Genomic DNA, 6641 nt, shown 5'->3' with positions numbered 1-6641 from the left:
CGTGAGCCGGGCGCCGCCCGAAGCATTCAGCTCCTGGTCGCCCCCGAAGCGCTGCCCGTCCTGCGATAAGCCAAACCGTCATAATCTCTGTGGCGCGGTACTAGGTTAACGTGATCAGGCGAGACGTAGGAACCGGCGTCTCCGCGGCGTTCACCCAACGCAAGAGTACGAAGCCTTGGTCATGCCCGACGGTCGGTAGCCAGTTTCCGAAGCCGGGATCGCGACGCGCGATGACGAATGTAAGGGTGCCGTCCTGATTGCGCCGCGCGTTATGCTTATTCACCCAGATCGGATGGTATCGGTAGTCCAGGCTTTCCATCCACCAGTTGTTGACCTGGATGTTCCAGTGGACCGCGTCGGGTTCGGGCGTCTCCAGCACCAGCGCCTCATCCGGGGCGAGTTTCCAGTATCCATGGACGTAGAAAATCGACGGATCGCCGCCCGCCTTGACGAACATGTCCTGGCCCCAGTCCCGCATTTCGTTGGGGCGAGTCATGAACAAGTCCGCCCAGTCGGCGAACAGGCGTGAGGTTCCCACTACGAAATCGGCCGCGCTTCTCAGCCTCTGCGCGATCACGTCCGGATTATCGGGAGGCGGCGCGTCCGAGCCTTCGCTTATGCGTTCTATGCGTATGGTCGCGGGGGTCTCGTTCCGGCGGTCAAGAAAGGTCTGGCGCAACTGCAGCATCGTTGAGTCAGGAGCAAGCGGTAGCCAGGCTCTTGCCCCGCTAGCGTCATCCTGCGGCCGCTCCACGCTGGCGATAACCTCGAAGTTCCCTTCGGTATCGACGGCCAATTCGGCTTTGCCGATTTCTCCCGTCGAAGGCATCGTCCCATCGAGCGCATAGCGGTTGGCCTTCGAACCGATGCTGAGATAGGCGACGGTTCCGATATTGCCCCAGAGCCTGTAGCAGCGATCTCCGGAAATGGTCGCCGACAAATAGAGGTTGTCCGGATTGTCGCCGCCCATCTTGGCGGTTTCGTGGCTCGGCATGTAAAAGGATGGAAAGTCGGGATCGCCGTTCTCCAGGTAGATCTCCAGACCAAGGCGTGTGAGGCGGCTTAGGTATCGGGCGCCCTCCGTCTGATTGAACCGATCCGTTGGCGCTCCTTGCGTGCGTAACGTGGCGACGGCTTGTCCGAGGCGCGCGCAGAAATCGCTCCAAAGTCGTCCTTGTTCCACGCTCATCTCCTCCGACCTCTTCTCGCCTTGCGCGCATTGTTGCCGACAGAATCCCGGCGACTTCTTTCCGAAACGGCCATATGCCCGTCCCATTACGCTGCGGGAGAACGGGACTACCTCGGGATTGCGCATCTAATGTATATAGGGCATAATATGTCATATATGCGCACTAATGTACAACATATATTATAGAATATGATTTCCTTTTGTAAGTTGACCAGTTGTTTGCGTAATCATGCGGACCCTTCGCCTCGGCGGCATGCTGTTCGAGACTGCGGACACCGACGAGATCAACTACCGCAGCGATCTGCGCGATGCCGATCAAGGATGCGGGCCTGCTCCGCCTGCAGGCCGCGCCCGACGTGACGCAGACGATCCTCTTTCGACAAGGCGAGCGTATTGCCTCGGTTGTCCTCAGCGATCCGAGCCTGTTCTTCGTCAATGTCGCCGGCACCGGCGACAGCCTCGCGCTTCGCGCGGCCAGTCCCTCGGCGCTGGGCGTCATGAGCGTGCGCACGAATTTGCGAAGCTATGAGTTCGAACTGATGGCCGGACCTGCGCGCACGGCTCCGGCTGTGGTGCGCCTCACGCGCCCGCAAGAATACCCGCCCGCCGCCGATGCCGATCGATACCGGCGAGATCTGATCGTGCAGCTAAAGCGGAAAAACGGAAAGCGACTGATCCAGCGAATCTGGCGGCCGGACTGAGACAGTTCTTTCCGAATCGAGTTTGCGGGGAAAGAAGCGCTCGAAGTGGGACCTGAGATGGGACCAAGTTCGGGAAACTGTTAAAATATATCTATACCTCAACACGTTGGTCGGGGCCAACTGGCGGAGAGGGTGGGATTCGAACCCACGGTACGGTTGCCCGTACACCGCATTTCGAGTGCGGCGCATTCGACCACTCTGCCACCTCTCCGCTGGAGATCGCGCTGCAGCGGGGTGTCCCGCCGGGTCAAGCGAAGCGCGCCGGTAGCTCACTTGATCGTGCTTGCCAAGCCCCAAGTTCGGGAAACTGTGGGAACAGTCGGGCCGTTCGCTTGTTTCGCATTCACGGGCAACCTATAAAGGATGGCATGAACAGAGCGTCCTTCTTTTCCCCTCAGGCCGGCCGTGTCATCGACGCGCCGCTTCAGACGTGGGCGCGGTTCGCGATCGGCGATGTGGTTCGGCACAAGCATCACGACTTTCGCGGTGTCGTGTTCGACATCGATCCGGTCTTCGCCAACAGCGAGGAATGGTATCAGTCGATCCCCGCGGAAATGCGTCCCAACCGTGAGCAGCCATACTACCATCTCCTCGCCGAGAACGAGGATTCGAGCTATATCGCCTACGTCAGCCAGCAAAACCTGACGGTCGATGCCGAAGGCGGCCCGGTGGATCATCCGTCGCTGTCCCAGATCTTCGAGGCGTTCAGCGACGGGCGGTATCAGCTGCGTCGCGGCATGACTCACTGACGGGCGGGCAGGCGAGGGGGTAATCGCCCTCCAAGCGGCGAGGCGCATTCCGGGGCCGCGCGATCCGGCCTCGTCGACGGACCGGACGAAGCGGATCAGCCCTTCAGCTTCCAGCCCGAGCGCAGCACCAGATAGACTGCCACGGCCAGGGTCGCGTTCAACAGGCCGACGCCGATGGCGCTGTGCAGCACGGCGAGGTTCGTGTCGCCGATGTCGCTCTGGCCGAGGAACCCGAAACGGAAGCCCGAAATGATGTAGAAGAACGGGTTGGCGCGGCTTACCGCCTGGAAGGCCGGGGCAAGGTTGTCGATAACGTAGAACGTGCCCGAAAGCAGGGAAAGCGGCGCGATGATGAAATTGGTGATGGCCGCGTTGTGGTCGAATTTTTCCGCCCAGATCGACGACATGAAGCCAAGCAGCGCAAGGAAGATCGATCCCATCAGCCCGAACCAGACGACCGCCCACGGATGCGCGATCGACAGGTCGACGCTGGGCCACAGCAACATCGCGGCGGCGAGCGCCAGCCCGACGAGGAAAGCGCGGGTCACGGCAGCGGCGATCATGGCCAGCATCAGCTCGCTCTCGCTCAGCGGCGGCATCAGGTAATCGATGATCGTTCCCTGGATCTTGCCCGAAAGGAACGCGAAGCTGGCGTTGGCGAAGGCATTCTGCATCATGCCCATGACGATCAGGCCGGGCGCTACGAACGTCGCGAAATTAACTCCCAGCACTTCGCGCCCGCCGCGACCCAGCGCGACGGAGAAGATGACGAGGAACAGCAGGGTGGTGATCGCGGGTGCCCAGATGGTCTGCGTCTGCACCTTGAAGAAGCGCCGCACCTCCTTCATATAAAGGGTCTTGAGCCCGATCCAGTTCACCTGATGGATCACGGGCTCTCCCTTTGTCGGAAACCGGCGGGGCTGCGGGATCTCGGTGGGAGTCGGAAAATCGGTCGAATTCGTTTGATCGGCCATGAAGCGGCGACTATCGGCAGCGGTCTTCCGAAGCAAGCGGCACATGATTTTTTTGGGCGACGCGATGTGGCCCGCGCAGAGATGGAACTGGAATGAGCTGGACGGACGAGCGGATCGAGAAGCTGACCAAGATGTGGGAGGGCGGGGCAACTGCCAGCCAGATCGCGGAAGAGCTTGGCGGTGTGAGCCGAAATGCGGTGATCGGCAAGGCGCACCGCCTCGGCCTCAAGGCGCGGCCGTCGCCGGTCAAGGCCAATGAGAAGCCGGCTCGTCCTGCCGCTCCGAAGAAGGCCAAGCCCGCTGCCGTGGCTCAACCCGGCCCGTCCGAGGCTAAGCCGGAAGCCCCTGCGGCCAAGGCCGCGCCATCTTCATTCTCACCAGAACCTGCTTCCGCGCCGAAGCCCGCGGTCGAGAAGACGGCGGAGCGGCCGCGGATCGTCTCCGTCGGTCCCGGCGGCTTCCTTCGTCAGGGGCCTGGCGATCAGCAGCAGCCGATCCCGCCGGCTCCGCCGCGTCGTCTGGTGCCGGCCAAGCCGAGCCCCGAGATTGCCGACAAGACCAGTTTGCTCGATCTTAACGACCGCATCTGCCGCTGGCCGATGGGACACCCGGGCGAGCCGGATTTCCACTTTTGCGGCGAGAAGGTGAACCCCGGGTTCCCCTATTGCGTCGAGCACTGCGGACGCGCCTACCAGGCGCAGTTGCCGCGCGGCGCGCGCCGTCCTCCCCCACCTCTGCCGTTTGGCGGACCGCGGGTGCGCTGAGCCGATGGCGGGGAGGACGCGGCCGGGCAGGGTGCTCGCCGCGATCGCCGCATCGTTGTCGCTTGCGGTCCTTGCCGCGCCCGCTCTGGCGCAGCCATCCGTGCCCCTGCCGGTAGCGGCCGCCAGCGCGGACGAGCCCGCCGAGCACGTCTATGTGTCGCTGGTAACCGAGGTCGGCGTCATTACGCTCGATCTGGACGCCGGGCACGCGCCGCTCACGACCGCGAATTTTCTCAGGTACGTTGATGGCAAGCGCTTCGACGGCGCCGTGTTCTACCGCGCGATGCACCTGGGCTGGAGCGACGATCCGGCCGGCTTGCTGCAGGGCGGGGTACGCGACGCGGCCACGCTCTATCCCCCGGTTGCACACGAGCCGACCAGCCAGACCGGTATCCGGCACAAGGCGGGCACGATCTCGATGGCGCGATTCGCGCCCGGCACGGCGACGGCCGATTTCACGATCATGATCTCTGACATGCCCGCGCTCGATGCCGATCCGGACGCGGCGAGCGAGGATGCCCGCGCGGGGTTCGCCGCGTTCGGCCGCGTTGTCGGCGGCATGGATGTCGTTCGCGGGATCTGGAACCTGCCGCGCTCGGCCACCGCGGGCGAGGGCGCGATGAAAGGCGACATGCTCGAGACGCCGGTCAAGATACTGAGCGCCCGCCGCGTCGCGGCCCCTCCCGCGCCCGCGGCTGGATCCGATGCGGCTTCACCTGCCGCTGCGACATCGTCGGCCCAGCGGGGTGCGGACGAGAATTAACCATTGAATTATGAATCGGTACTTCGGGACATTCAATAATGGTGCCCGAGAGTAGCCATTTTTCGTGGGAACGAGGGTGCCCCAAGGGGCAATCCGGTTCGGGCGGCTCAATTTCATGGTTTCCGGAGGGTTCTTGTACTTTTGTTGGAGCACACCGCTTAAATTATGAACCGCGCTGCCGTTTACCGTGGGCATGACGGCAAAGGATACAGGTCTCACCCGCGAGGGCTTCATGCGTTGGTTCGGCCTAGGCGGAAAACGGCGGCATGGCGGAGGTGACGGGCAGCGCGCTTCTTCCTCAACCGAAGGTGCGGGTGCCGAGGATCCGCGCGATCGTCGGCGCAGGCAGACGCTTGAAGACATCTCGCGGTTCCTGCTGGCACACGGCTTGCCGGTTTCGACGTTCACGCTCGACGTTGCCCATGACATCGTGACCGGCGCGAACCCTGCGCTTGCGCAACTGGTTGCAGAACGCGTCAACAGCCGGGATCAGATTACTTCCGACTGGCTGGAGGACGTGATAGAAGCCCAAAACCGGGAAAATGGTGTGGAGCAGCTTCACGCCCTTGTGCACCGTCTGGAATCGTCGGTTGCGGCATTTTCGAGTACGGCAACCGCGGCGCGCACTGCGACGAAAGATTACAATACCGCGCTCAAGGCTCACGTCGGAGGCCTGGGAGCGATCGGTAACGACGATGTCATCGCCGAACTGACCAGACTGGCGCGCGACATGATTTCCCGCACCCGGGACATCGAGCGCGAACTCAGCCGGTCCGAAAAGGAAACGCGGACCCTTCAGAAGAGCCTTGTCGATGCCAGGCGCGAAGCCGAGATGGATCATCTCACAGGGCTTCCCAATCGCCGCGCTTTCGAAGCGGTCCTGAGGGCCGAGTTCGCGGCAACGCGCGATTCCGGTGAACCGCTCTGCGTCGCCTTCTGCGATATCGACAATTTCAAGCGGGTCAACGACGCTCACGGTCATGAAGCGGGGGATCGCATCCTGCGGGCAGTGGCCTTGTCGCTGGCCGGGATATCCAACGACAAGTGCCATGTCGCCCGGCACGGCGGCGAGGAATTCGTCGTCCTGCTGCGGGGCAAGTCCACCACAGAAGCGTGGAACATTCTCGACGACGCGCGCGAGCGGCTGGCGGCGCGCAAGTTCGTCAATCGGGCGACCGACCGTCCTTTCGGACGTATCAGTTTCTCGGCGGGCATCGCCGATGTCCATGCTTATGGCGATCCGCGTGAGGCGCTTCGCGTCGCGGATGAAGCGTTGTACCGGGCGAAAAGCGCTGGGCGCAACTGCGTGCTCACGGCCGACCAGTCCGTCGCCGATCTGGAGGCTGCCCGCGCCGCCTGACGGCGCGCGGACGGAAGACATCGGTTGTCCGCTGCGCCAGGGGAATCGGGTGAATGAGTTCTCACGAGATGAGGCTGACGAGGAAGTCCTCGTCCCAGCTGGCGGCCAAGCGCTTTGATGTCATGGATAGCTTGGTCGGAT

Annotated in this window: 7 protein-coding genes and 1 tRNA gene; 5 read left to right on the top strand and 3 right to left on the bottom strand. The window is 62.9% G+C overall.

Features of this window, described 5'->3' with window-relative positions:
- Positions 1-100: 100 nt before the first annotated feature.
- Positions 101-1189 carry a DUF1214 domain-containing protein gene (locus IEX32_RS20030; RefSeq protein WP_188773300.1) on the bottom strand — a complete coding sequence of 363 codons (1089 nt, stop codon included), beginning with the start codon at positions 1187-1189 and terminating at the stop codon, positions 101-103.
- A gap of 308 nt (positions 1190-1497) precedes the next feature.
- On the opposite strand from IEX32_RS20030, the gene IEX32_RS20025 reads away from it, so the two are divergent.
- Positions 1498-1890: a TrbG/VirB9 family P-type conjugative transfer protein gene (locus IEX32_RS20025; RefSeq protein ID WP_188773299.1), complete on the top strand. Its 393-nt coding sequence runs from the start codon at positions 1498-1500 to the stop codon at positions 1888-1890.
- 121 nt (positions 1891-2011) lie between these two features.
- Here IEX32_RS20025 and IEX32_RS20020 read toward each other — a convergent pair.
- Positions 2012-2101 (bottom strand) — tRNA-Ser (locus IEX32_RS20020).
- 157 nt (positions 2102-2258) lie between these two features.
- Here IEX32_RS20020 and hspQ point away from each other — a divergent pair.
- Complete coding sequence (gene hspQ, locus IEX32_RS20015; RefSeq protein ID WP_188773298.1) at positions 2259-2639, top strand: heat shock protein HspQ; 381 nt, start codon at positions 2259-2261, stop codon at positions 2637-2639.
- 95 nt (positions 2640-2734) lie between these two features.
- Here the strand turns inward: hspQ and IEX32_RS20010 are convergent, their stop codons facing one another.
- Complete coding sequence (locus tag IEX32_RS20010) at positions 2735-3613, bottom strand: ABC transporter permease (RefSeq protein WP_188773297.1); 879 nt, start codon at positions 3611-3613, stop codon at positions 2735-2737.
- Positions 3614-3705: 92 nt separating this feature from the next.
- Between IEX32_RS20010 and IEX32_RS20005 the strand changes: the two genes are divergently transcribed.
- The 3 genes from IEX32_RS20005 (at position 3706) to IEX32_RS19995 (ending at position 6500) form a co-directional block, all read left to right on the top strand.
- Complete coding sequence (locus IEX32_RS20005; protein WP_188773296.1) at positions 3706-4377, top strand: GcrA family cell cycle regulator; 672 nt, start codon at positions 3706-3708, stop codon at positions 4375-4377.
- Positions 4378-4381: 4 nt separating this feature from the next.
- Positions 4382-5140 (top strand): peptidylprolyl isomerase, encoded by a 759-nt coding sequence (locus IEX32_RS20000; protein WP_188773295.1) that lies wholly within the window; start codon positions 4382-4384, stop codon positions 5138-5140.
- A 193-nt stretch (positions 5141-5333) separates the two neighbouring features.
- Positions 5334-6500: a GGDEF domain-containing protein gene (locus IEX32_RS19995; protein ID WP_229736527.1), complete on the top strand. Its 1167-nt coding sequence runs from the start codon at positions 5334-5336 to the stop codon at positions 6498-6500.
- Positions 6501-6641: the final 141 nt, after the last annotated feature.

Source organism: Novosphingobium endophyticum (assembly GCF_014640675.1).
Classification (GTDB): Bacteria; Pseudomonadota; Alphaproteobacteria; order Sphingomonadales; family Sphingomonadaceae; genus Novosphingobium; species Novosphingobium endophyticum.
This window is presented reverse-complemented; position numbering and strand designations above follow the sequence as displayed.

Excerpts from the sequence above, each read along its gene's own strand:
- IEX32_RS20030 (WP_188773300.1), bottom strand. The coding sequence starts at position 1,189 with ATGAGCGTGGAACAAGGACGACTTTGGAGCGATTTCTGCGCGCGCCTC.
- IEX32_RS20025 (WP_188773299.1), top strand. The coding sequence starts at position 1,498 with ATGCCGATCAAGGATGCGGGCCTGCTCCGCCTGCAGGCCGCGCCCGAC.
- hspQ (WP_188773298.1), top strand. The coding sequence starts at position 2,259 with ATGAACAGAGCGTCCTTCTTTTCCCCTCAGGCCGGCCGTGTCATCGAC.
- IEX32_RS20010 (WP_188773297.1), bottom strand. The coding sequence starts at position 3,613 with ATGGCCGATCAAACGAATTCGACCGATTTTCCGACTCCCACCGAGATC.
- IEX32_RS20005 (WP_188773296.1), top strand. The coding sequence starts at position 3,706 with ATGAGCTGGACGGACGAGCGGATCGAGAAGCTGACCAAGATGTGGGAG.
- IEX32_RS20000 (WP_188773295.1), top strand. The coding sequence starts at position 4,382 with ATGGCGGGGAGGACGCGGCCGGGCAGGGTGCTCGCCGCGATCGCCGCA.
- IEX32_RS19995 (WP_229736527.1), top strand. The coding sequence starts at position 5,334 with ATGACGGCAAAGGATACAGGTCTCACCCGCGAGGGCTTCATGCGTTGG.